Source organism: Acidobacteriota bacterium (assembly GCA_016700075.1).
Taxonomy (GTDB): domain Bacteria; phylum Acidobacteriota; class Blastocatellia; order Pyrinomonadales; family Pyrinomonadaceae; genus OLB17.
The window spans coordinates 1,729,749-1,753,745 of record CP065000.1; the positions used below are offsets into that span (position 1 = coordinate 1,729,749).

Sequence of the window (23,997 nt, forward strand, 5' to 3'; positions counted from 1 at the left end):
AGCGAAATTCAACTCGCACGAATGTTCGGCGAACGTATGTTCGTCCAACATTCGTGTGTTTATAGTTCGGCGAGTAATTCCGTGATCGGATTGGGCGGACCTGCCGGTTGTCTGCCGTCCAGTTCCGCAACTGTGGCGACGCCCAAACCTGCGGACGTCAGATAGACCGCATCAGCGTTTTCCAATTCTTTCAAATCAGCCTCGACCTCGTCACACTCAAGATTCTCAAGCACAAATTCCCGCGTCGTTCCGGGCAGACAACCCGTCGAGAGCGACGGTGTGAAAAGTTTTTCGCCTTTCAGCCAGAAAACATTCGACATACATCCGCCTGCAATATGGCCGCGTTCGTTCACGCGGACAGCCTCATTGAATCCGCGGCTTTTCGCCTCTTTAATGGCGAGAACATTCTCGAGATAATTGCAGGATTTCACACCCGCAAGCGGCGACGTCGAATTGAACAAATAGGGAGAAACGCCCAAACGCAATCCATCTGCGACCGATCGCATTCCGCCGACGAGAATGTCCAGACTCGTTGTTGTCAAAGGATTTACCGTCGGCCAATGCGGCCCCGCGGTCTCGTCAGCAAAAGTTATTCTGACACGGCCGTCTGTCAGCCCGCCTGCGGCTATGGCATCGGCGACTTCAGAATGGACTTCAGTTTCCGAATGTTCGCTGAGATCAATACCGACAGCTTCCGAATCGCGGACAATTCGCCGCCAGTGTTTTTCCCAGAACAGCAGCTTCCCATCGCGGAAAGCGATGGTCGTGAAAATGCCTTTGCCGTAAAGACGGGCTTGCGACGGAAACATCACGCCACCAGTTTTGCATCATCAGACGAAGCGGTGATGCGTCCTTTGGCCGTCTTGCAGAAATCTGTAACAAGCTGTGCGAACAGATCGCTTTTTTCTTCCTGCGGGACGTGGCCGCAATCTTTGAAAATAACGAAACGCGACTGAAGTATGCCTTTGTGCAGCTTGTAGCCGTTGCCGATCCGGATGACCGTATCCTGATCGCCCCAGATGATCAGTGTAGGCTGGTCGATTAGTTCGAGGTCGCGTTCGATGCGGTCGGCGTGCCAATTTCGCGATGTCGCCAACACCGCATGATGCCCGTCAGCCGCGTGGAGCGGACGGCGGATCGATTCGATGCGGTCTTTGGTTATCAGATGATGATTCGCCTTGGCGAGCGTGCCATGCATACGCATTCGCAGGAAAGCCTTTGAATCTATAAGGAACGGCGTCATCGCTTCGCCGACGCCCGGCAGCGACGCGAGCCGCAGCAGCGGATGCTTTTTCGGGCGGTCGTTTATCACGGCATCGACGAGGACGAGCTTGTCAACGATCCCGGGATCGTCCAGCGTCAAGTTCAACGCAACTGCACCTCCGTAAGAACTGCCAACCACGATCGCCCGCCCGATCCCGAGGCGATTCAGGAACCGTGAGATGATGTGAGACTGTGACTGTATGGTGTAGTCAAACCAACGCGGTTTTTCCGAATAACCAAAACCGACAAGGTCTATCGCAATTACGCGATAGCCCGCATCGGCGAGCATAGGCGCAGTCGTTTTCCATACATAGGCGGACGCGGTGTAGCCGTGTATCAGCAGCATCACAGGTGCATTCGATTCGCCGAATTCCTGATAGTGCAGCCGTATGCCGTCAACCGTAATAAAACGCGACCTGTCCGAATGAATCACCTTGTCGGCGACGCTTTCCCACTCGACCGTTCGGGCACGCGTCAGCATCTTAACGGCGACCGCCGCACCCGCCGCACCGCCGATAGCAATTGCAATGTTCCTCTTTTTCATTACGAGATGATTTTAACCCAAAACGACCTTTGGGCGAACAGAGTTTTCCTCCGCGTCGAATATCCCGATAGCGATCAGTTTGCCACCCGGCGAGGTCATTTGTACAAGGCCGCCTGCCTGCCATTCATCGGAGTTCACCCGCGTTGACATGCCATTCAGCGTCGCGGCGACCCGGTTTTCGTCGAGGCGAAATTCCGGTAGGTGCTCGACAGCCGTGTCGATAGGCAAAAGCAAAGCCGCGGGATCGTCAGTTTGTTCCAATTGTTCCAAAGTTACCGCCTGCTCCAGAGCAAAGCGCCCGGCATGCGTTCGCCGCAGTTCTTTCAGATGTGCCCCGGAGCCGACGGCTTTTCCGATATCTTCAGCAAGCGTGCGGATGTAGGTTCCGGCCGAACAGCGGACGATGAGGTTCAGATGCGAAACATCAGCGTCCGAATCCGATCGGTGGAGTTCACCGTCTATTTCAAGTTTCGAAATATTTACCGGGATGGCTTTTCTCTCTATCTCTTCGCCTCGTCGTGCAAGTTCGTAGAGCTTTTTTCCCGCGACCTTTTTGGCCGAATACATAGGCGGAACCTGCTCGATCTCACCGCGGAAGCCAGGTAAGGCCTGCATGATATCTTCGATCAAGACCTCTCCCCGTCTCCTTGTCTCCTCTTCTCCTTGTCTTTCTCCCGTTCGGTCGCCTGTATTGGTACGGTAGCCAAACGCGACCGTCGCCGCGTATTCCTTTTCGTCCTTGTCGATGAACTGCGCCATCCGCGTCGCTTTGCCGACCAATATCACCAGAACGCCCGTCGCAAACGGATCAAGCGTGCCGGTATGGCCGACCCTCTTCGTGCCCATGACGCGACGAACACGGTTGACCACATCGTGCGATGTCATACCTTCAGGCTTGTCGATGATCAGAACGCCGTCCACGTCTATATATTACGAGATGCGATCCAACCGCGTCAGTGGCGCGTCAGTGGATGGATTGGATCCATTTTGAATTCATGTTTGCGAAACTTTGCGGCCTTTGCGGCTCTGCGTTAAAAAACCAACTTTTTCACGCAATGGCGCGAAGGCCGCAAAGGTCAACAAGAATTTCTCGTACTTGCCAACCTGCATCACAATACAGCAAAATCGCCCCAATGTGGCAAAAGAAAAAGCGGCAGATCAGCGACGATGTACGCGTCATCAAGGACGTCGAAAAAGCGCGTGAGCGGACGATGAACCGCGCCGTCAAACTGCTTGCCGCAAAGCCGCGTTCGGTCGAAGAGCTGCGTCAGCGTCTGCTGGAAAAAGCGTGGACGAACGCCGAGATCGTTGACGCGGTCATCGCAAAACTCAGCGAGTACAAATACCTCGACGACGAGCAGTTCGCCCGCGACACCGCGCTATCAAAACTTCGCCGTCAGCCGCAAGGACGCCGGCGTCTGCAGTTTTCGATGCGCGACAAAAAGCTCTCTTCGGAAAACGTCGAGGCGGCAATTGCCGAAGCCTACGAACAGCTGCCGGAAGAAGCACTGCTCGAAAATGCCATCGAAAAACGCATTCGACTGAAAGGGCATCCCAAAGACCGCAATGACCTGAAAAAATTCTACGATCACCTGATGCGGCTTGGGTTTTCATATTCGCTTATCCGCGAAAAGCTGAACCTTGCCGCCGCCGAAGATATGCCCGCCGAAAACGAATAGCGCAAAATTTTGCGCTTTTTCTGAATCCAAACTTTTTCCAAACCCGAATAACTCTCCAAAAGGCAATCAAGCCTTCGGTTTTAATTTTTGTTAGTTCAATAAATTTAAGGGGAGATTAATAGTCATGAAATTGTTTGGATTTTTCGTAGTAGCATTCGCTCTGGTCTTCGGTTCTTTCGCTCTGCCGACGCAGGCTGAAAAGACGAACACCATCGTTGACATCGCAGTTTCGTCGAAGGACCATTCGACGCTCGTTGCTGCCGTTAAGGCAGCAGGCCTCGTTGAGACGCTCAACGGTGCAGGCCCGTTCACGGTTTTCGCTCCGGTAAACTCGGCATTTGAAAAGCTGCCGGCAGGAACTGTTGACATGCTGCTTATGCCTGAAAATAAGGCGATGCTTTCTAAGGTTCTGACCTATCACGTCGTAGCCGGCAACATCGATTCGAAGGCTGTCGCTGAAGCGATCAAGAAGGGCAATGGCAAAGCTGAACTCACCACCGTTTCCGGCGGCAAGCTGACGGCGATGATGAAAGACGGCAGTGTTTGGCTGAAAGACGAGAAAGGCAACAAGGCAAAAGTTACGGCTGTTGACCTCAAGGGTTCGAACGGAGTCATCCATGTCATAGACTCCGTTGTTCTGCCTAAGTAGTCAGTAGCTCTTTTCCTCCTAGGCTTCGCCTGGCGGACGAAGGCACGGTTTCAAGGTTTCCTGATCAAAGAGTTTCTGGAGGGGTGCTCTGAGAGATGGAAAGGGAAAAAGCCCTTCGTTCGCCGGGCGAACTCGCGCTTAGAGGCATGATGCCCGATGCAACTTCATTGTGCTAGAATTCTTGCTTTATGACAGGCAGCGAGATCAGACAAAAATTCCTGGATTTCTTTGAAAAGAACGGACACAAAGTGGTGTCCTCTTCGCCTTTGTTGCCGGCAAATGATCCGACGCTGCTTTTCACCAACGCCGGGATGAATCAGTTCAAGGACCTTTTTCTCGGCAACGAAAAACGCGAATACACACGAGCCGTTACCACGCAAAAATGCATACGGGCCGGCGGCAAACACAACGACCTTGACGAGGTCGGCAAGACCGCCCGCCACCATACCTTCTTTGAAATGCTCGGCAATTTTTCGTTTGGCGATTATTTCAAAGAGGACGCCATCAAATACGCTTGGGAGTTTCTGGTCGATGAACTCGGGCTCGACACCGAACGGCTGTGGTTCACTGTTTTCGAGGGCGACGAAGAGGTCGGCCCTGACGACGAGGCCCGCGAACTTTGGATCAAGGCCGGTGCTCCGCCTGAGCGCGTTCTCGGTTTTGGCCGAAAAGATAATTTCTGGCAGATGGGCGACACCGGCCCGTGCGGGCCGTGTTCGGAGATCCACTATTACATGGGTGAAGATCCGACGGATCCCGAAAAGAATCGCGCCGAATTCGTCAACGGCCCCGGCGATACGACGATGGAGATCTGGAACCTCGTCTTTATGCAATACAACCGTTCGCAAAATGACGACGGCTCGTTCACGCTGGCACCGCTGCCAGCTCCTTCGGTCGATACCGGCATGGGCCTCGAACGCATTACTGCCGTAATGCAGAACGTAAAGACGAATTACGACACCGATCTGATACGGCCGCTGGTCGAGTACGCCTCGTCGCTGACAGAACCGCCTGCATAAGCGGCCGGCAAAGAGCGGCAAGCATTTTGAACGCGGATATACGATTCATCTGCCCGATTTCCACTAAGATCGCGTAATGCCTACTCAGGTCCTCATCATTGAATCCCAGCCGCTTGTCCGAGTCGGCATCGGGGCGATACTCGCAAATGAATCGGACATCGAGGTAATTGGCGAGGCAGGAACGGCAGGCGAAGGATTTACGCTTTTTACAACGCGGCGGCCGGATGTCGTATTGCTTTCACTGCGGATGCCGGATTCGTGCGCTATCGACGACCTCGGGAGCTATTTCAAAGAAGACGCGAAGGCAAAGATCATCATCCTGGCGGAACGCCCCGGCGATGCCGAGATAAGCCGTGCACTGAAACAAGGTGCCACCGGCTACGTTACAAAAGATATCGAACCCGAACTACTGATCGAGGCTATTCGCCGCGTCGCCGCGGGTGGCAAATTCATTCCCGCAAATGTCGCGGGTGTGTTGAGTGAAAACCTCGGCAGCGAAGAACTGACGCCCGCTGAATCGAACGTACTCCGAATGATCGTCGGCGGTATGTCGAACAAGGAGATCGCGTTCGCTCTTGACCTTTCCGAGAACACGATCAAATCGCACGTTAGTAACATCTTTGACAAAATGGGCGTTTCGGACCGTACGACCGCAGCGACAACTGCGATAAAGCGCGGATTAGTGAGGGTTGATATTTAGTGAACTAGTTCGAAAAGGTATGAACGAGATCAAGAACGCACTGACCGATTACGCGGAAGCTTTCACCTCGGGCGAGAGCGATGTCCTGCGCGAACTGCGCGAACACTGCTACGCTCATTACGAAGACCGTTCCATGCTTTCGGGCTTCTTTCAGGGCCGTGTGTTGTCGATGTTCTCGCACATGATCCGCCCGAATGTTGTGCTCGAGATAGGCACCTATCTGGGCTATTCGGCACTCTGCCTGGCCGAAGGACTAGCGGACGGCGGAAAAGTAATTACATTGGACATACAGGAAGACACTAACCGAGTTGCCAAGAGCTTTGTTGAACGCACAGAATACGCGGCAAGCATAGAATTTCGCCTCGGGAACGCACTTGAGATCATACCAACACTCGACGAGACATTTGACATCGTCTTCATAGACGCCGATAAACCCAACTATTCAAACTACTACAATCTCGTTTTCGACAAGGTCCGCCCCGGCGGCTTCATCGTCGCCGATAACGTCCTCTGGAGCGGCAAGGTCCTCGACGCCGACAAGGACGCGGACACTCAGGCACTGCACGATTACAACCAAAAGGTGATGGCAGACGGCCGCGTCGAGAACATCCTCCTCCCGATAAGAGACGGGCTTATGGTCGCGAGGAAGAAGGGCGGCTATGCGTAAGTCTCAATTAGCCGTCGACCTGGTGATCGTAGCGTTCTATCTGGGAATCATCGCGCTTCTTGTTTTTGTCGATTCAGCTGTCGGCCTTAGCTTGCTTGCCATTCCGTGGAGCATTCCGTTGATGATGCTTAGCGGTCTGATCCTGTATATGACAACTGACGGTGACAAGATCATCATGATCGGGTGTGTCGTTGGCGCCGTATTGAACTCTATACTTTTTCTGTACTTGAGAAATCGATCATAATCGCGTCCCCGCGGTCGTTGATGCGTATGGCTCATGGTTCGCAAAATAATAATTTGGCAATGGGTGTATCCCATATGATACACTCTAACCGTGATCGAGATTCGCCAAACCGAGCACTACGCCAAATGGTTCAAGGCTCTTAAGGATCACATTGCCAGAGCGCGAATCGACGTCCGTATTCGGCGTCTTTCACTCGGGAATCCGGGCGACGTGAAACCCGTGGGCGAAGGTGTATCTGAAATGAGAATCGATTACGGGCCCGGCTATCGGGTGTATTTTTTGACGAAAGGCAGCGAACTGATCCTGCTTTTGATAGGTGGCGATAAGTCCACACAAGAAAAAGACATCGCAAAGGCGAAACAGATCGCCAAAGATGTCGATTAGGAGATCGGTATGGGAAAGATCAAAACGACCCCGTGGGATCCGGCGGAGCATTTAAATTCCGAAAAGGAAATGGCCGCCTATCTTGAGGCTGCGCTTGAGGAGGGCGAGCCATCTTTGGTAGCCGCGGCACTTGGCGACATTGCACGCTCCCGCGGGATGACCCAACTCGCGAGAGATACCGGACTTGGTCGCGAGAGTCTCTATAAAGCTCTGTCGCCAAATGGAAATCCAGAATTTTCAACGATCTTGAAAGTGGTTCAGGCTTTGGGTCTAAAACTACATGCTTCTCCCGTGAAGTAGTCGGGACAGATTCGCTGATGCACCACTCGTCCATTAAGCAACATTTACGACCCTACAGTATTTATGGGCGGCGTAAGACCGCGTTTCGAATATTCTGCTGCCGGTGAGGGACGGGTTGATGATCATGTGCAAGAACTGAGGCAATGCTTCAGGATCGCCACGCATCTCGCGCCGGGTTCGGTATTTAAGGTTATGCGGTATATACTCTCCCGCATGAAACACCTGATCATTCTGTTGTCCTTCGTGCTTTCCCTCACTTTTTCGGTATCGGGTCAAACTGCGGCACCGAAACAACCTCAATCTTTGCTGTACAAGACCGGTAACCCTGCCGACTGGCCGAAAGAGCAGGACGCGGTGGTTTCAGCTAAGAAGAATCACAAGATACTGCTTGAGAACGACGAAGTGCGCGTGCTGGAAGTTACTGTGCTTCCCGGTGAAAAAGAATCCGTTCATCATCATCAATGGCCGAGTGTACTTTATATAACCCAAGCCGGGGACTTTATAGACCGCGATGGCTCAGGCAATGTCATCTTTGACACACGAAAGCTCCCTGAACCGCTTAAATTTCCACTCACGATGTATAAAGAACCCGAAGCGCCGCATTCCGTCGAGAACCTCAGCAAGACCATCGCCATCAAACTCATAAGGGTCGAGATGAAGAAGTGATCGGCCGTCTCACCCAAAAGTATTAGCTTCTGCTCACCGCAATTGATGGTTACATTCCGATCCTTACTCGATAAACTTATTTTAGTTGCTTTGCGGCTTCGCGACTCTGCGGGAAATTTCCCTCCCGCAAAGGCGCAAGGCCGCGACGGCGAATAAGGAGATCATAGATGACTGCAGAGACAAAACAGGCCAGACAAGTGAAAAAGGTTGAGAGGATCGTTACGCCGCCGCCGCGGCATTGGGTCGGCGATGGATTTAACGTGCATGGATTTTTGCCGCACGGGCCGCTGGACGCTGAGCGAATGAGTCCGTTCTTTCTGCTCGATTACAATGCAAAGATGGATTTCCCGCCACGCAAAACGCCTTATGGCGTCGGGCCGCACCCGCATCGCGGATTCGAGACAGTGACCATCGCCTACAAAGGCAAGGTCGCTCATCACGACAGTCGCGGCAATGGCGGCGTCATCGGCGAAGGCGACGTTCAATGGATGACCGCGGGCAGCGGGTTGCTGCACAAGGAATATCACGAAAAGGAACGCAGCATGCGCGGCGGCGAGTTTCAGATGGTCCAGCTTTGGGTCAATTTGCCGGCAGTTCACAAAATGACCGAGCCGCGGTATCAGGCGATAACGAACGGCGAGATGGGACGAGCCGCTTTGCCAAACGGCGGCGAGGTCGAGATCATAGCTGGTGAATTTGACGGCGTCAAAGGGCCGGCGACGACCTTTTCTCCCGTTCATCTTTACAATGCAAAACCGATCGCGGGATCTGAATTCAAGCTGTCATTCCCGGAACATTACACGACCGCAATTTTGGCGATAGAGGGTTCGGCGACGATAAATGGCGACACAGAACTGCCGCTCGATCACCTGGCGGTTTTTGCAAATGAGGGTACCGAGATCGTTGTGCGAGCGAACGAAGACGCGATCCTGCTAGTCCTGGCGGGCGAACCGCTGAATGAACCGATCGCTCAGTACGGGCCGTTTTTGATGAATACGCGTGAGGAGATCGTACAGGCGATCCAGGATTTTCAGTCCGGTAAATTCGGCGAATTGGCAGACTGATCGATCTGATCGGAACTACAAGCCCACTCGAATCAGGCTGATACACAGCTCAGCTTGACGAGTGGGTTTCATACTATTTGTCCTAGATTAGGTCTCCAACGTGGTATATTTCCGCTGATGTCGCTATTGGCAAAAATTCTCACGGCGTTCGTCGCGATCGAGCATATCGGGATCATGATCCTTGAGATGTTTTTTTGGGATCATCCGGTCGGTCAGCGGATCTTCGGTATGACGCCCGAATTATCTGCGGCTTCGGCTACGCTCGCGGCCAACCAAGGTTTGTACAATGGATTTCTGGCAGCTGGTCTTTTCTGGGGATTGATCAACGGACGGCGTGAGATCAAACTCTTCTTTCTCGGCTGCGTGATCGTCGCCGGCATCTTCGGCGGGGCAACGGCAAAAACGTCGATCATTTTTACACAAGCACTGCCGGCTGTATTGGCGTTCCTCGTGGTCACGTTTTCCCCCGAAGTCGAATGAACCATATTCAAGCGGCTTTTTGCTCAAGAACGCGCAGCTCGAATGATGTCGGCGAAGACGCCGGCGGCGGTCACATCAGCTCCTGCACCGGCGCCTTTGATGACAAGCGGCTGTTCGGAATAGCGGTCAGTGAAAAAAAGCACGGCATTATCCTTGCCCGAAAGCCCCGCGAAATTATGCTCCGGGCCGATCTGCTGCAGCCCGACCTTTGCTGTACCGTCAGCAAATGACGCGATGTATTTAAGCGTCTTGCCATTGGCGGCCGCGGCATCGAGCAGGCCTCTGAAATGTGTTTCGTTCGCTGAAAGTTCGCGATAGAAATCCTCAACCGAACCCAAAAGACACGAAGCGGGCAGGAATCCTTCGTTCTCGATGTCATCCATTTCCAGTGCGTAACCGGCCTCGCGGGCGAGTATCAATATCTTGCGTGCGACGTCAGTGCCGTTCAGGTCCAATCGCGGATCGGGCTCCGTATAGCCTTCCGTTTGTGCCTGTTTGACGACATCGGCAAAGGGCCGAGTGCCGTCGTAATTATTGAAAACAAAATTCAGCGTGCCCGAAAGCACGGCCTCGATGCGGCGGACGCGGTCGCCGCTGCGGAGAAGGTCGCCGAGCGTGTGAATTATCGGCAGCCCGGCACCGACGTTAGTTTCGAAAAAGAAATTGGCTCCGTATTCTCTGGCAAGGCCCTTCAACTGCCTATATTTCTCCAGTTCGGATGACGCGGCGATCTTGTTGCAGGCGACGATCGAAATGCTGCGTTTCAGCAGCTTTGGATAGCATTCGACGACCTGCGGGCTCGCGGTTACATCCACGAAGACCGTGTTTCGCAAGTTCATCGCGATAAGTCGATCGGTGAACTGCGAAATATCCATTTCCGCACCGATTTGGTCGAGATCTATCGCGGCCGCACCAATTCCCTCTTCGTCGATCATGGCCCGGCGGCTGTTCGCAACGCCGGCTATGCGGACGTTCAGCCGCAGGTCATCGAGCAGCGCATCGTGCTGGCGTTGCAGCTGGTCCAGCAATCGGCCGCCGACGGTTCCGACGCCCGCGATGAAGACATTCACTTGCTTGCTGCCGTCTGAGAAGAACTCTTCGTTCAGGACGTTGACCGCCTTGCGGACGTCCGACGACGCGATGACGGCGGAGATGTTACGCTCGCTGGAGCCCTGCGCGATGGCGTGTATGTTGATGCCGTTGCTGCCGAGCGTTGAGAACATCTTGCCGCTGACGCCGGTGTGAAAACGCATGTTGTCGCCGACGAGTGCGAGTATCGAAAAACCAGTTTCGACGCGAAGCGGGTCGATCTTTCCTACGGCGATCTCGTTCTCGAATTCCGCATCGACGGCCTGTTTTGCGGTGTTGGCGAACTTTTCTTCCACAGCCACGCAGATCGAATGTTCAGACGAACTTTGCGTGATCAGAATTACGTTGATCTGCGCCGCGGCGAGAGCACCAAAAAGTCTCTTTGAAAAACCCGGAATGCCGACCATTCCGGAGCCCTCGAGATTCAAGATGGCAATGCCGTCGATGCTGGAAATGCCGCGGATAATGCCGCCGTCATCGGTTTGTTGTTCGATCAGCGTGCCCGCGTCATCGGGAGCGAATGTGTTCTTCACGAGCACCGGAATGCCCGGCGACATCACCGGCTGTATCGTCGGCGGATAGATGACCTTTGCCCCGAAATGCGAAAGCTCCATCGCCTCGCGATACGAGATCGCAGGGATGTGTTTGGCGTTTCGCACGAAACGCGGATCGGCAGTCATCATGCCCGAAACGTCCGTCCAAATTTCCAACATCTCAGCGTCAACGGCCGCCGCAATTATCGCTGCCGTATAATCCGAACCGCCGCGTCCGAGCGTGGTCGTGTCGCCGCTCTCAGTAGAAGCGATGAAGCCGGGCATCACGGTTACCTGAGCATTTGACGCATCGAAGTAATCTTTGACGTTGCTGTTCGTCTCGCTGAATTTGACAGTGGCTTTGCCGAAAACGGCGTCCGTTCGTACAAGCTCTCGGCTATCTGCCCACTCGACATCAATGCCTTTCGACACTAGCAACGCTGTCAGAATTCTGGAAGACAAGATCTCGCCAAAGCTCAGTATCTTGTCCAACGTTTTGGGTGAAAGCTCGCGGACCAAGCCGACGCCGTCAAAAAGATTTGCAAGCTCCTTGAATGAGAGTTTGATGAATTCCGCCGCTTCTTCCTGATGTGCTCCCGAAAGCAGATTTTCAGCGGTCTCGAGATGTCTACTGCGCAGTTCGTCCAACTTTTCGGCATTCGTCCGGCCCTTTGATTCCGCTTCGCGGCCGAGTGCGATCAGTGCGTCGGTCGTTCCCTGCATCGCCGAAACCACGACCGCCAGCCGCTCACCGCAGCGTGAAGCGACGATGTCGGCAACCTTGCTGATATTTTCTGCGTTGGCGACGGACGAGCCGCCGAACTTAAGGACCTTCATATTCTGCTCAGGATAACATCGCGAACCGCCGTGTAATCATTATCTATCTCCATGCTCTGCTTCGTCTTTTCTGCGAGGCCGCTCACGCTTTCGGGAATCTCGGGCTCAAAACCGAGGATTTCCGAAACCACGTCAAATTTTATCGGATGTGCGGTCGCCAGCAAATAGCCTCGGCCGCCGTGCTCTTCTAAGTATTTCGAAAGGGATGCGTAGCCGACCGCTCCATGCGGGTCGAGAATGTAATTACTTTGTTCGTACACACTGCGAATGATCGCTCGGGTTTCGTCGTCAGAAATGCTTGTTGCCGCGATCTTCGCCGCAATTTGCGGAAGATCGTGTTCGAAAAGTTCCAAAATGCGAACAAAATTGCTGGGCGAACCCACGTCCATTGCGTTCGATAAGGTTGCGACAGCAGGAATCGGCTCATATTTCTGCGTTTGAAGGAACCGCGGAACAACATCGTTCGCATTACATGCCGCTATGAACTTGCTTACAGGCAATCCTGACAAATTTGCGATCACTCCCGATGCCAGATTACCGAAATTTCCGCTCGGCACGCACACGGTCGGTGCTTCGCCGGCACATTGTTTATGGGCGAAGAAGTAATAGAACTGCTGCGGAAGCCATCGGGCGACGTTTATCGAGTTCGCGGAGGTCAGCGAAACTCGTGAACGCAATTCTTCGTCCGCAAGAGCCGCTTTAGCCAGGGCTTGGCAGTCGTCAAAGCTGCCCTGTACCTCCAATGTAATTACATTCCCGCCAAATGTCGTCAGCTGCAGCTCCTGAATTCGGCTGACGCGGCCTTTTGGGTATAAGATGACGACCTCAACGCCTTCGACGCCGTGAAAACCGGCCGCAACGGCTCCGCCCGTATCGCCTGACGTTGCAACGACTACTACCGTTTTCTCACCTTTCCCTTGCGAAAAATAGCCGAGACAGCGGCTCATGAATCTCGCACCGACGTCTTTGAAAGCAAGTGTCGGCCCGTGAAACAGCTCAAGAGCCGAGATGTTATCGACCAAGTGAACAAGCGGGAAGTCGAAATCCACCGTCTCTTCACAGATCTCGTGAAGCCTTACTTCGTCTATCTCGTTGCCGATATAGGGACGTATTACCTCGTATGCGATCTCGGCATTCGATATTTCGCCCAGTCGTTCAACAAAGCCCTCCTTCAGACGCGGTATTTCGGCGGGAAAATACAAGCCTTTGTCGTCGGGCTGTCCTTGGATAACGGCCTCGCGAAACGACACGGCGGGCGAACGGCGGTTTGTGCTAAAGTATTGCATCGGATTCGCTGCTTTCTAATGATATAACGCCGGTGCGATGCAGGCGAAGATCAAGTGAAAATATGGATGCAATACGTGTACACTCACCCGCGACCGTTTCCAACGTTGTCTGCGGATTCGACTGTCTCGGCTTTGCGCTGAGCGAGCCGTATGACGACATCACGCTGCGTCTGATCGACGAGCCGGTCATCAGAATTTCCCACAACGACAGCTTTGGGCTGCCGACCGAACCCGAGAGAAACGTCGCAGGTGTGGCGTTGCGGGCGATGCTCGATGCCATTGATAAAGAGGTCGGATTTGACGTCGAGATAGCAAAGGGCATCAAACCCGGCAGCGGCATCGGTTCGAGTGCGGCGAGCGCATGCGGTGCGGTCGTCGCAGCGAATGAACTGCTGGGACGGCGTTTCTCGAAGCTCGAACTGATCGAATTCGCGATGGCCGGCGAGATGCTCGCTTCGGGTTCGCGGCATGCTGACAATCTGGCACCGTGCATTTTTGGCGGTTTCGTATTGGTTCGCTCATCGCAGCCGCTCGACGTGATAGAACTCGATCATCCGCCGCTGTTCGCAACCGTTTTGCATCCGCAGATAGAGATAAAGACTAGCGAAGCCCGTGCGATATTGCCGCGTGAGGTGCCGCTTGCCGCGGCCGTGCGGAACTGGAGCAATCTCGGCGCGTTCGTCGCCGCTCTAAACAATGGCGACACGGAAATGTTGTCGCGGGCGATGCGGGACGAGATAATCGAGCCCGCACGCAGTTCTCTGATCCCGGGTTTTGATGACGTAAAAAACGCCGGCATCGCGGCAGGCGCTATCGGCGGCGGCATCTCAGGTTCCGGGCCGTCAATGTTCATGATTTCGGCTACGCAAGAGACCGCTCAAAGTGTTGCAAAGGCGATGTCAGATGTTTACTCAGGGATAGGGATCGAGTTCCACACCTATGTTTCTGCGATCGACCCGAACGGCGTAAAGATGTCCGCCGTCTGATAGGCGGTTAATTTTTTCGGCGGAATTGATAGAATAGAGTTATGCTGACCCGCGAGCTTAAACAGACACTGAACAACGCCGTCAACGAGGCGGTAAAACACCGGCACGAATACGTCACGCTCGAGCACCTGCTTTTTGCACTGCTCGAAAACGATGCGGCAACTGATGTGTTGGTGAATTGCGGTGCGGACCTGGTTGAAATTTCGCGGGCGCTGACCGAGTATTTCGACAACGTGATCGAAAAACTGCCCGCTGACGTACGCGTGATGCCGGAACTGACAACGACGTTCCAATCAACGATCAACTACGCCGTCCTCCAAGCAGAAGGCAGCGGGCAGCCGGCAGTTGACGGCGGCAACATCGTGGCCGCTCTCTATCAGGCAGAGCAGAGTTATGCGGTTTATTTGCTGCTGCAGCAGGGCATCACACGGCTGGACGTCCTCAATTACATTTCGCATGGTATCTCAAAAATGGGCCTCGAGGACCCGATGCCTGCCGGTTTCGACCCTGATGACCTCGAGAACGATGCCGAACCGCCGCGAAAGAAGCCGCTCGAGAGCTTCACGGTAGAGCTTGTCGCTCGTGCCGCTGCGGGCGAGATCGACCCTATTGTCGGCCGCGAGGCCGAGATCGAACGCACGATCCAGGTGCTTTGCCGCCGAAAGAAAAACAACCCGCTATACGTGGGTGAGCCCGGCGTCGGCAAGACGGCGTTGGCGGAAGGCCTCGCCCTAAAGATCAGCGAAGGCAACGTCCCGGAAGTGCTGAAAGACGCAAAGGTCTTTGCACTCGACATGGGTGCAGTGCTGGCAGGCACCCGTTATCGCGGAGATTTTGAGCAGCGTTTCAAGGCGATCATAAACGAGCTGAAACAACACGAGAACGCCATTCTTTTCATTGACGAGATCCACACGATCGTCGGTGCCGGTGCAGTTTCAGGCGGTTCAATGGACGCCTCGAACATTTTGAAACCCGCACTCGCGGCGGGCGAACTTCGCTGTATCGGCTCGACCACGCATCAGGAATACAAGGCCGCATTCGACCGCGACCGCGCGCTGGCACGCCGCTTTCAGAAGATCGACATCAACGAGCCGACGGTCGAAGAGACCTACAAGATACTCCAAGGGCTGAAGAAATTTTACGAGGCGCATCACGGCGTCAAGTATTCAAACGAGAGCCTGCGGACCGCGTCGGAACTTGCGGGCAAATATCTCAACGACCGCTTTCTGCCGGACAAGGCGATCGACGTCATCGACGAGGTCGGCGCTTCAGTAAAGCTGCTGCCCGAAAGCCGACGCCCTAAAAAGGTCTCGGTTTCGATGGTCGAAACCACCATTGCCCGCATGGCTAAAATACCGCCGAAAACCGTGGTGACGAATGAAAAGGAACGTTTAAGGTCGCTCCGAGACGATCTGAAACGCTTCATTTTTGGCCAGGACGAGGCGATCGACGCCATAGTTGACGCAATTCAGATCTCGCGTGCAGGCCTCGGTCACGAGACAAAACCTGTCGGTTCGTTTTTGTTCTCAGGACCGACAGGCGTCGGGAAAACCGAAGTTTCAATGCAGCTTGCCGAGCAGCTCGGCATCGAGTTCATACGTTTCGACATGTCGGAATACGCCGAGCCGCACACCGTCTCGCGGCTGATCGGCGCACCGCCGGGATACGTCGGTTTCGATCAGGGCGGGCTGCTGACCGAAGCGATCATGCGGACGCCTCATGCGGTGCTCGTGCTGGACGAGATAGAAAAAGCTCATCCAAACCTGTTCAATCTGTTGCTGCAGGTGATGGATTCTGCCACGCTGACCGATAACAACGGCAAAAAAGCCGATTTTCGCAACGTCATTCTGATAATGACGACCAACGCCGGCGCGAGAGAACTGTCTTCGGGCGGCGTCGGATTCAGAAATGACGCCAGCACAAAAGGCAATGCCAAAGGCGTCATCGAACGCACGTTCACTCCGGAATTCCGTAATCGGCTCGATGCTTGGGTCGCATTCAAACCGCTGGATATCGAGGTGATAAAACTCATCGTCGATAAATTTATCAACGAGCTCAACGGCCAGCTTGCGGAAAAACGCGTCCTTGTGAAACTAACCGATGCGGCGCGTGAATGGCTCGCCGATAACGGCTTCGACGCCCGCTACGGCGCCCGCCCGATGGCCCGGCTGATCCATGAAAAGATCAAGCAGCCGCTGGCAAACGACATACTCTTCGGTAAGCTCGCCGACGGCGGCAGCGTCGAGGTCGATGCGGATGAGAATGGTTTGAGGCTTGACCTAGGTCAAGAGTGTTGATGTTAAAATGCGATCTGTCGCTATCTTAGACAGGCATTTATTAGTTCCAGCACCTCTTTCACGAATGTGGTCGGTGCCCGTTCGACCAATCTTGCCTTTCGAGCTTTATGATCTATTGATCTGACTTGTTCGGCCATTACAAAGCCGGTCAGTCGGGTGCCATTCGGAAGAGGAAGGTGAAAGGGAAACCCGCGGTTTGTATTTGTTATCGGACATACTATCGCAAGTCCGGTGTGTTCATTGAAAAGGTCGTTACTCAATACGATCGCTGGTCGACGTCCTTTTTGCTCATGCCCTGCATGCGGGTCGAAGTATATCGTTATGAGATCGCCCTTTTGTGGAATGTATCGCCCCAATTACCATTCCTCCTTTCCGACCGCAGGTCCAAATGAGACTTCATTGCTTTTGTAACCTCCGGGAATTTTTGCGACCAATTCGCGTATATCGTATTTCGGTTTCGACCGCTTCGATCTTTTCACCAAGATCTGCCTTTCGCTGACGATAATTTCAACATCATCTCCAACTTCTATGTCAGCTTGGTCAAGGATCTGTTTTGATAGCCTCAGTCCCTGACTGTTTCCCCACTTCTGGATCTTTGTCGTTATCATTGATATCTCTCCTGCGTATATACCTCGTATACACCATGCTCTCACGGAGTGTCAATGCTTCTGCATCGCTGTAAAGGATCATTCTTCCTCTTCCAGGCTCATTTCGGCGATGCGTCCTTCGTCGTCGACCGAGACGCGCCAGAGGAACAGGCGTTTTCCGGCAGCGACGCGGTAACGATAGGCGATCCGGTTTCCGGTTTCGTCGATTTCAACAAAGGCGGCGTTCGACGGATCGCCAAGAGCAGCGATGCGTTTGTAAGCTGCTTTCGCACGATCGGTAAAAAGCGAGCGAATAAGCTGCGGAGCGAGCGGTGCTTTGTCGAGAGAACCGGCGTTTCTGGCACGGAGAACAGAAAGAAGTTTTTCGCCAAGTCCTGCGACCGGCTCGGGCCGCGGAGTTATTGCTTTTAGCGAGAGGCCGGGAATATATGCCTTTGCTATCCGTGCCGCAAGCTGGCCGCCGAGGCCGATCTCACCCAGGTTGGTCAGGACCATCACGTTCACACCGTCATTCACATAACGAAAATTCGCCGCACCGAAACCCGCCGTCTGCCCCGTGTGGCCGATCAATTTATGACCCCGAATATTGGAAATTCGCCAGCCGAAACCGTAAACCGAAGGTTTGCCGTTAGTTAGCGTGAATTGTGTCCACCATTCGCGACGGCTTTCGGGTTTTAGAAAACTCGTCCCGTTGAGCGCCGCGTCCCATTTCACCATGTCGCCGATGGTCGAAACGATCGAGCCGGCCCCCATCAGATCGGTCGGGCTGCCGTCTCGGCCTGTGAGGCGGTCGATGTTCCATTCGTAACCGGCCGCACGGTTCTTTATGATGAACTGCGGGTCGCGGTCGCCGGTCTTTGTCATTCCGAGCGGTGTAAAAATACGCTCGCGCATGAACTGCATATACGGTTTGCCCGACTGAGTTTCGATGATGTAGGCAAGCAGATTGTAGCCGCTGTTGCTGTAAATGGTCTGATCGCCGGGCGTGAATTCCAGCGGATGCGGAGCGAGCTGCCCAATAAAGCCGTCGATCCTTACACGCCGCGAAAGCTCAAATCCCGTCAGGCTCGTGTAACTTTTGATGCCCGAAGTGTGGGTCAGCAGATGTCGAACAGTGACGTCCCGCCACGAATCGGGAGTATTCGGCAGATACGTTGAAATTGGGGCATCAAGCTTGACCTTGCCGTCCTCGACGAGCAGCATGATCGCCGCCGCGGTCATCTGTTTTGATACCGAGCCGATCTCAAAAACGGTTTCTGTACTGACCGGCACGTCGAATTCGACGCTCGCCAGCCCGTAGCCTTTCATCTTCACGGCCTTGCCGTTTTTAATGACTGCGATGGCTGCACCCGGAATGTTGCGTTCCCTCAAACGCTCCATTACTATGCGGTCAATTTCATCCGCCGATGCGAACGAAACGGCGGCGAAGATGAATATGAAAGCAAGAATCGCTCGAAAAGAAGTTCTGTACATAGGATATCCTCGGCGGCGGCCGATGCTATTCGCTTTGAAATGTAACTATAATAACGAGCAATGCGGATCAATGAAAGGGTCGTCCAACTGAACGACAAACCCATAAACAACAAGGGCCGCTACGTGCTGTATTGGATGCAGATGTTCAAACGCACGCACGCGAATCATTCTCTGATCTGGGCTGTCAGAAAGGCGAATGAACTGAATCTTCCGCTCGTCGTTTACGAAGGGCTTAAGTATTACTATCCTTGGGCGTCGGACCGTATTCACACGTTCATTCTTGAGGGCGTCGAGGAAAAGCGGCGTGAATTTGAGCGGCTGGGGATTCGCTATCTCTTTTATTTGCAGCAAGATGCATCTTCGCAGAAAAACACCGTCGCGCGGTTGGCACGCGATGCGGCGTTGATCGTGACCGACGATTTTCCCTGCTTTATCATACCGGAACACAACCGCCGCATCGCCGAACGTGCCGAGATCGCCGTTCATGCCGTCGATTCGAACGGCGTTATCCCTATGTCGAAATTCGACAAGGAAGAATACGCCGCCTACACGATCAGGCCGAAGATAAATAAACTGCTTGACCGCTATCTCGTGCCCGTGCCCGAAGAGACGGTGGAGGTTTCGAGCATCGGCATAGATATCGATGACAGCTTTGAAACCATTGTAAGTTCAGAGAATATCGCCAGACTTGTCGCTGAATGCGAAATCGATCACACGGTTCCGCCGTCCAACATCTATCACGGCGGCACTGCGAACGGCAGAAAAAGACTGGGCAAATTCGTCAGGGATATACTTTGTAATTACAGTGAGGCTAGAAATAAACCTGACCGCGACGGTTCTTCGCGTTTATCGGCGTATTTGCACTTTGGCTATCTTTCGCCGATCGAAATTGCCCTTGCCGCTCGCGATTCGGACGCACCGCAGGAATCGAAAGACGCATTTTTGGAAGAGCTGATAGTCCGCCGCGAGCTTTCCTACAACATGACGCGGCACAATCCGCATTACGATTCGCTCGCCGCATTGCCGCCGTGGGCACAGAAAACGATGCGTGAACACGCCGCGGATGAGCGGCAGTATCTTTATTCTTTAGAACAGTTAGAGGCGGGCGAAACGCACGACGAATTGTGGAACGCCTGCCAACGCGAGATGGTGCGCACCGGCGAGATGCACAATTACGTGCGTATGCTGTGGGGAAAGAACGTCATCGCTTGGACGCCGAACTACGAAACGGCATTCGAGACGATCGTACATCTAAACAACAAATACTGCCTCGACGGACGCGATCCGAATTCATACACCGGCATATTATGGTGCTTTGGCAAGCACGATCGTCCGTGGTTCGAAAGGCCCGTTTTCGGTCAGATGCGTTATATGACCAGCGGCAGCACGGGCAAGAAATTTGATTCCAAAAAGTATGTTGAATGGACAAAGGGTCTGTGATCAGGCGGTTTGTCTTTCAAACGGCAGCCAGTTTCCTTTCCAGTCGAAAGCTTCAAGGGCGGTGAATCGTTTTTTGTAATCGTAATAAGACGGTTTGTCGTATGCGTAGCCGTGATAGTAATAGCTCATCCCGAGATACTGGGCGTATTCTATCTCTTTCAACATCAGAAAGATGCCGAGGCTGCGGCTCTTTTCTGTGGGCTCAAAGCAAGAGTAAACCGCCGACAAACAGTCTTCGCCGACATTCGTAATTCCCAGGGCAAGTAGTTTTCCGCTGCCATCGCGGACATTGAACTGCTTGCCTTCGACGGGCCTATTCGCGGGATCGTCCGACAAATAGATATAGATGTTTTCGGGTGGATATTCGGTGAATCGCTCGCGATGGCGAAAGAAAAGATCGACAACCTCATCGGTGATGTTGATGGGCTCGATGGTTACTTGAAGGTTTACGTTCCTTTTTAGGATACGTTTTTGGCTTTGTGAAAGCTTCAGTTCGGAGAGCTGAACTCGGAGCGGAATAACGTGAACGAGATCTTCGCCGTGAAATCCCAAATTGTACCGAAAGAACTTGCAGCCGAAATTTCTCCAGCCCTCGGCCATCAGGCGGTCGAAATCAGGCCTGTTCAGACGGTAGTGTTCTGCCTCGCCGTGGACGAAATTTCTTCGCAGTTCGTCGATGTCCATCGCCAAACGCCTCGCCCGGCCCCGAGCACTCTACCAACTGACGCTGCCTTCTTTCGAAGTGTCGATCTGGGCAAGCTCAACGCCTTCGTTAAAGAAGAAGATCTTCATCTGATCGAAAAGGAATTCGTGGCTGTCGGGGTTTGAAACGTCGATGCCGAAATGGTTGATCAGCTGATTTTGCTTTTGCAGCCACTCTTTCCAGCAGTCGCCGCAGGTCTCGGCACCGATCTTTTGCCCCAATTCCGTCGGTATCGGCGCATAGCCGAGCGGTTCACCTTTCTGCCCGCAGCGGGCACATTTGAATTTGTCTCCAAACAATCCCATAACAATTATTAGCCACAGATTAACACAGATGGACACAGATATTTAATTGCTACCGCTCCGTGTATATCGGCGTTCATCTGCGGTCGATCGCCTTGATGGCGGCTAGGACGTCAGCGTCAGCAGGACGGAACAGGCTGATGGCCTCGACCTTGTGATACGCGATCTTGCCCTCGCGGTCGATCACGACCACACCGCGTGCAGAGCGGCCCGGGAGCCAGCTTTTCATTCCGTACATTTCGGATACCTTACGGTCCGTGTCCGACAGCAGCTTCAGCGGAAGCTCGTTCTTTTCCGCAAAGCCTTTGTGCGATTCGACAGAATCGGTCGATATACCGACAACTTCCGCTCCCGTCGCCTGATACTCCGACCAATGATCCCGAACCGAACACATCTGAGCCGTGCAAACCGGTGAATTGTCGGCGGGATAAAATATAAGCACGACCACGCGTCCGCGATGATCGCTCAACCGCCAATCGTTACCTTCGGCATCTTTTAAAATGAGATCATGAGCTGCTTCGCCTATCTTCATAATTTCCCCTATCTAAAATCTCTGATATCCCTGAACGGCTCTTCCTTGTCCGTGAAATTCGGCCGGTAGTAGTACGATGCAGACTCGTATTCCTGCATGAAGCCTTCTTCCATACCGAGGTCTTCGAGCAAAGAGACGGCGTCGAACCATTCGCCTTCGGAGATCCGTCGGGAGAGAAGGATGTATCTCGGGTCAGTCGCGGCTTTGTTGGTGGCGTAGTATTGCGCCATCAGCGAGATGGCTGTCTTGGGTGAAAGTTCGTCACGGATCCAGCGGAGGTTTTCCTCGATGTCCGCGATGCCGTTTGGCAAAACGAGCAGTCGGATCAGAAGGCCTTTTCGCAGCAAGCCGTTGTCGTCGAAAACGAGCTCATCGCCCATTTGGCGGTGCATTTCCTTTATCGCAGTACGGGCGAATTTCGGATAATCGCGGATCTTGGAATATTGGAATCCCGCATCGGCGTCCGCGTATTTCAGGTCCGGCAGATAAATATCGACGATGCCTTCGAGCAGTTTCAGAACCTCGACCGAATCGTACGCATTGGTGTTATAAACGATCGGCAGCCGCAGTCCTTTTTGAGCCGCGATGAATATCGCTCGAGCCATCTGCGGGGCGAAATGCGTAGGCGAGACAAAACCGATGTTGTGGCAACCGCGAGCCTGCAGCTTGAGCATCATCTCGGCCAGGCGTTCGTGCGTAACCTCGTTCGTTTTCTGTGTTTTCCAGGTTTGCGAGATCTGATAATTTTGACAGTAAACGCAGCGGAGATTGCAGTTGCCGAAAAAGATGTTCCCTGCCCCGTGCGTTCCGCTCAAACATGGCTCCTCGCCAAAATGTGCGGTGTAGCTGGAAACGATCGGCAGGCGGCCCGAATAGCACGCGGCGATCTCGTCGTTGAGACGATCGTTGCCGCAGTCTTTCGGGCAGACGGTGCACGAACGCAGCAGTGCCTCGAGCTGCTCGACGCGTTCTTCGAACCTATTCTCCGCTAAGAGTGTCAGGTATTTTGCGTCCACTTAGTTTGATCTTTGCCGGCCGCATTCCGCCGTTCTTGCCCTTTGGTTCATATTTTACCGACACGTCCTTTGGCGCGACCTCGCGGGCGAGTTCCCACGTAAAATCCATCTCGGCATTGACAGTCGCAGTGGCCATACGCGTTTCGCGAAGCATCAGAATGCTGCCGTAAAACAAGAACATTATCCCGAAAACGCCGATGATGATCGGCAGATATTTCGCGAATGCATAGCGGCTCAGGAATGCCGCGAGAGCGATGGAGACGCTGCACAAAATGAACGCACCGAGCCCGTAATAGAACCACTGCATCGCCTTTTGCAGCAGACGCGAGCGGCTCGTTACCTTATCTAGCAGATCTACGATCACCTCGACGCGTTTGTCGTACAGCGGTATCTCCGCTTTATTGTCTATGTAGATCAGCTCGCTGAGCCGTTCCTCAAGATAACGCACTCGGTCTATCACGCGGCCCAGACGCGTCGAAGTTGAAAGCACGAGCGAACCCGTCGCAGAGATCAACAATGCCGGCGTGATCATCGCGGTCAGAAATTCGATGGTTGAGCTTAGTGCGTCAGGATTGACGATATCGTTCGCGGCCATAGGGCTATATATTACCGCAGACACGCAGAGTCGCAGAGAGAACTTGCCGGATCTTGTATATTTTGACCACGCTGATACTCCACATTGCTAAGGCCAGAGCGGGACCCTTCCATGGCGGCCGGTACGAGCCAGGTTTCCCCATAACGCTCCGTAAACGATGACACCTACGCCCGCGGCCGCTGTCAGCAATGTATCCTCGGCAATGCCCAGATAAATTGCGTAGAGACCAACCGCGATCAAAAGTGCCGCCATCAAAGCGGCGAATGCACGCATGCCTTGAGTAAGCGTTTCGGGTTCGCGTTTCACCATCGCTACTTTGTGACCCGCTCGACCTCGCGGCCCATGCGGCCCGTTGCCATATACCACATCATTTTGTAGTCGGAGATAAACGACCAGAAAGGATATTTGAATGTCGCGGGACGGTTCTTTTCAATAACAAAGTGGGCGAACCACGCAAAAGCATAACCGACGACAAAACAGAGGGGAAAGTAAAACCACGTGCCGCGCCATATGAACCAAGCAAGCAAAATGAGGCCGAGCGACGTGCCGATGAAGTGCAGGATGCGAGTCAGCGGCTTGCTGTGCTCGGCAACGTAAAAGTCCCAAAACTCGCTGTAGATCGTTATTCTGTTCTCCGCCAT

Annotated in this window: 29 protein-coding genes; 14 read left to right on the forward strand and 15 right to left on the reverse strand. The window is 53.6% G+C overall.

Going from position 1 to position 23,997, the window contains the following annotated elements:
* Positions 1 to 59: 59 nt before the first annotated feature.
* The 3 genes from IPM50_07770 to truB are packed head-to-tail and all read right to left on the reverse strand — an operon-like array spanning position 60 to position 2,728.
* Complete coding sequence (locus IPM50_07770; GenBank protein ID QQS31583.1) at positions 60 to 809, reverse strand: aminotransferase class IV; 750 nt, start codon at positions 807 to 809, stop codon at positions 60 to 62.
* Positions 809 to 1,807 carry an alpha/beta hydrolase gene (locus tag IPM50_07775; protein ID QQS31584.1) on the reverse strand — a complete coding sequence of 333 codons (999 nt, stop codon included), beginning with the start codon at positions 1,805 to 1,807 and terminating at the stop codon, positions 809 to 811. The genes IPM50_07770 and IPM50_07775 overlap by 1 nt, the downstream gene beginning before the upstream one ends.
* 12 nt (positions 1,808 to 1,819) lie before the next feature.
* Entirely contained in the window at positions 1,820 to 2,728 is a 909-nt protein-coding gene (truB, locus tag IPM50_07780) for a tRNA pseudouridine(55) synthase TruB (GenBank protein QQS31585.1), read from the reverse strand.
* A 212-nt stretch (positions 2,729 to 2,940) separates the two neighbouring features.
* Here truB and IPM50_07785 point away from each other — a divergent pair, with 212 nt between their 5' ends.
* From IPM50_07785 to IPM50_07835, 11 genes are all read left to right on the forward strand, one after another.
* Positions 2,941 to 3,486 carry a regulatory protein RecX gene (locus IPM50_07785; protein ID QQS31586.1) on the forward strand — a complete coding sequence of 182 codons (546 nt, stop codon included), beginning with the start codon at positions 2,941 to 2,943 and terminating at the stop codon, positions 3,484 to 3,486.
* A 124-nt stretch (positions 3,487 to 3,610) separates the two neighbouring features.
* Positions 3,611 to 4,135, forward strand: coding sequence for a fasciclin domain-containing protein (locus tag IPM50_07790; protein QQS31587.1), 525 nt, complete (start codon positions 3,611 to 3,613; stop codon positions 4,133 to 4,135).
* A 188-nt stretch (positions 4,136 to 4,323) separates the two neighbouring features.
* Complete coding sequence (locus IPM50_07795; protein QQS31588.1) at positions 4,324 to 5,154, forward strand: hypothetical protein; 831 nt, start codon at positions 4,324 to 4,326, stop codon at positions 5,152 to 5,154.
* 76 nt (positions 5,155 to 5,230) lie between these two features.
* The gene (locus tag IPM50_07800; protein QQS31589.1) at positions 5,231 to 5,854 is read left to right on the forward strand and encodes a response regulator transcription factor; all 624 of its coding nucleotides are present in this window, start codon (positions 5,231 to 5,233) and stop codon (positions 5,852 to 5,854) included.
* A gap of 19 nt (positions 5,855 to 5,873) precedes the next feature.
* On the forward strand, positions 5,874 to 6,521 hold the full coding sequence (locus tag IPM50_07805) for a class I SAM-dependent methyltransferase (GenBank protein QQS31590.1): 648 nt from the start codon (positions 5,874 to 5,876) through the stop codon (positions 6,519 to 6,521).
* Positions 6,514 to 6,765: a hypothetical protein gene (locus IPM50_07810; GenBank protein QQS31591.1), complete on the forward strand. Its 252-nt coding sequence runs from the start codon at positions 6,514 to 6,516 to the stop codon at positions 6,763 to 6,765. Before IPM50_07805 ends, IPM50_07810 begins: the two co-directional genes overlap by 8 nt.
* Positions 6,766 to 6,855: 90 nt before the next feature.
* Positions 6,856 to 7,149, forward strand: a complete 294-nt coding sequence (locus tag IPM50_07815; protein ID QQS31592.1) for a type II toxin-antitoxin system RelE/ParE family toxin — start codon at positions 6,856 to 6,858, stop codon at positions 7,147 to 7,149.
* Positions 7,150 to 7,158: 9 nt separating this feature from the next.
* On the forward strand, positions 7,159 to 7,449 hold the full coding sequence (locus IPM50_07820) for a putative addiction module antidote protein (protein ID QQS31593.1): 291 nt from the start codon (positions 7,159 to 7,161) through the stop codon (positions 7,447 to 7,449).
* 192 nt (positions 7,450 to 7,641) lie between these two features.
* Entirely contained in the window at positions 7,642 to 8,115 is a 474-nt protein-coding gene (locus IPM50_07825) for a hypothetical protein (protein ID QQS31594.1), read from the forward strand.
* Between the two features lie 167 nt (positions 8,116 to 8,282).
* Positions 8,283 to 9,179: a pirin family protein gene (locus tag IPM50_07830; GenBank protein ID QQS31595.1), complete on the forward strand. Its 897-nt coding sequence runs from the start codon at positions 8,283 to 8,285 to the stop codon at positions 9,177 to 9,179.
* A gap of 117 nt (positions 9,180 to 9,296) precedes the next feature.
* Entirely contained in the window at positions 9,297 to 9,659 is a 363-nt protein-coding gene (locus IPM50_07835) for a DUF1304 domain-containing protein (GenBank protein QQS31596.1), read from the forward strand.
* 23 nt (positions 9,660 to 9,682) lie between these two features.
* Here IPM50_07835 and thrA read toward each other — a convergent pair whose 3' ends face one another.
* Together thrA and thrC are read right to left on the reverse strand one after the other, a co-directional pair.
* Entirely contained in the window at positions 9,683 to 12,118 is a 2,436-nt protein-coding gene (thrA, locus tag IPM50_07840) for a bifunctional aspartate kinase/homoserine dehydrogenase I (GenBank protein QQS31597.1), read from the reverse strand.
* Positions 12,115 to 13,404 carry a threonine synthase gene (gene thrC / locus IPM50_07845; GenBank protein ID QQS31598.1) on the reverse strand — a complete coding sequence of 430 codons (1,290 nt, stop codon included), beginning with the start codon at positions 13,402 to 13,404 and terminating at the stop codon, positions 12,115 to 12,117. Before thrC ends, thrA begins: the two co-directional genes overlap by 4 nt.
* 62 nt (positions 13,405 to 13,466) lie before the next feature.
* On the opposite strand from thrC, the gene IPM50_07850 reads away from it, so the two are divergent.
* Both IPM50_07850 and clpA read left to right on the forward strand, forming a co-directional pair.
* Entirely contained in the window at positions 13,467 to 14,390 is a 924-nt protein-coding gene (locus tag IPM50_07850; protein ID QQS31599.1) for a homoserine kinase, read from the forward strand.
* Positions 14,391 to 14,431: 41 nt separating this feature from the next.
* Positions 14,432 to 16,687, forward strand: a complete 2,256-nt coding sequence (gene clpA / locus IPM50_07855; protein ID QQS31600.1) for an ATP-dependent Clp protease ATP-binding subunit ClpA — start codon at positions 14,432 to 14,434, stop codon at positions 16,685 to 16,687.
* A gap of 20 nt (positions 16,688 to 16,707) precedes the next feature.
* Here clpA and IPM50_07860 read toward each other — a convergent pair whose 3' ends face one another.
* The 3 genes from IPM50_07860 to IPM50_07870 form a co-directional block, all read right to left on the reverse strand.
* Positions 16,708 to 17,043 (reverse strand): type II toxin-antitoxin system PemK/MazF family toxin, encoded by a 336-nt coding sequence (locus IPM50_07860; GenBank protein ID QQS31601.1) that lies wholly within the window; start codon positions 17,041 to 17,043, stop codon positions 16,708 to 16,710.
* Positions 17,044 to 17,295 (reverse strand): AbrB/MazE/SpoVT family DNA-binding domain-containing protein, encoded by a 252-nt coding sequence (locus IPM50_07865; GenBank protein QQS31602.1) that lies wholly within the window; start codon positions 17,293 to 17,295, stop codon positions 17,044 to 17,046.
* A 78-nt stretch (positions 17,296 to 17,373) separates the two neighbouring features.
* Positions 17,374 to 18,768, reverse strand: a complete 1,395-nt coding sequence (locus IPM50_07870; protein ID QQS31603.1) for a beta-lactamase family protein — start codon at positions 18,766 to 18,768, stop codon at positions 17,374 to 17,376.
* Positions 18,769 to 18,828: 60 nt separating this feature from the next.
* On the opposite strand from IPM50_07870, the gene IPM50_07875 reads away from it, so the two are divergent.
* Positions 18,829 to 20,208, forward strand: a complete 1,380-nt coding sequence (locus tag IPM50_07875; GenBank protein ID QQS31604.1) for a deoxyribodipyrimidine photo-lyase — start codon at positions 18,829 to 18,831, stop codon at positions 20,206 to 20,208.
* Here IPM50_07875 and IPM50_07880 read toward each other — a convergent pair whose 3' ends face one another.
* The 7 genes from IPM50_07880 to IPM50_07910 all read right to left on the reverse strand — a co-directional run bounded on the left by IPM50_07880 (position 20,209) and on the right by IPM50_07910 (position 23,997).
* On the reverse strand, positions 20,209 to 20,892 hold the full coding sequence (locus tag IPM50_07880; protein ID QQS31605.1) for an arginine-tRNA-protein transferase: 684 nt from the start codon (positions 20,890 to 20,892) through the stop codon (positions 20,209 to 20,211).
* Positions 20,893 to 20,922: 30 nt separating this feature from the next.
* Positions 20,923 to 21,216: a Fe(2+)-trafficking protein gene (locus IPM50_07885; GenBank protein ID QQS31606.1), complete on the reverse strand. Its 294-nt coding sequence runs from the start codon at positions 21,214 to 21,216 to the stop codon at positions 20,923 to 20,925.
* Positions 21,217 to 21,289: 73 nt separating this feature from the next.
* A complete protein-coding gene (locus tag IPM50_07890; GenBank protein QQS31607.1) occupies positions 21,290 to 21,745 on the reverse strand; it encodes a peroxiredoxin in 456 nt (151 codons plus the stop codon).
* A gap of 8 nt (positions 21,746 to 21,753) precedes the next feature.
* Positions 21,754 to 22,761: a radical SAM protein gene (locus IPM50_07895; GenBank protein ID QQS31608.1), complete on the reverse strand. Its 1,008-nt coding sequence runs from the start codon at positions 22,759 to 22,761 to the stop codon at positions 21,754 to 21,756.
* On the reverse strand, positions 22,724 to 23,356 hold the full coding sequence (locus IPM50_07900) for a DUF2721 domain-containing protein (protein ID QQS31609.1): 633 nt from the start codon (positions 23,354 to 23,356) through the stop codon (positions 22,724 to 22,726). The genes IPM50_07895 and IPM50_07900 overlap by 38 nt, the downstream gene beginning before the upstream one ends.
* 87 nt (positions 23,357 to 23,443) lie before the next feature.
* Entirely contained in the window at positions 23,444 to 23,665 is a 222-nt protein-coding gene (locus tag IPM50_07905; GenBank protein ID QQS31610.1) for a hypothetical protein, read from the reverse strand.
* A 2-nt stretch (positions 23,666 to 23,667) separates the two neighbouring features.
* Positions 23,668 to 23,997 (reverse strand): DUF962 domain-containing protein, encoded by a 330-nt coding sequence (locus IPM50_07910; protein ID QQS31611.1) that lies wholly within the window; start codon positions 23,995 to 23,997, stop codon positions 23,668 to 23,670.